Source organism: Mycobacterium bulgaricum (genome assembly GCF_041287165.2).
GTDB classification, from domain to species: Bacteria; Actinomycetota; Actinomycetes; order Mycobacteriales; family Mycobacteriaceae; genus Mycobacterium; species Mycobacterium bulgaricum.
On record NZ_JBGGKV020000052.1, the window covers coordinates 1 to 272 of the forward strand.

Annotated in this window: 1 protein-coding gene; it reads left to right on the forward strand. The window is 66.5% G+C overall.

What is annotated here, in order from left to right; genetic code table 11:
• Positions 1-272 (forward strand): DUF222 domain-containing protein (locus tag ACAG24_RS29530; protein ID WP_374150824.1); only part of this gene is annotated, 272 nt, incomplete at both ends.

The window sequence follows — 272 nt, forward strand, 5'->3', positions numbered from 1 at the left end:
CGGCTGCGGAGGCCCGCAAGCTGGCGGCGGTCGCGGAGGTGCATCGGCGTGCGTGCACTGGTGAGCTTCGGGAGCGCGACGTCATCGATGACTCCGAGGCTGCTGGAGCGGTTGTGTCGTGTGCGTTGACTGTCAGTGCGGGCAAGGCGCTCGGATTGATCGATTTGGCCGTGACCTTGCGCGACCGTCTCCGCAAAGTGGGGGCACGGTTTCTGGCCGGGGAGATCACCGGGGCGATGATCGCCACGATCGCGTGGCGCACGTTTTTGGTG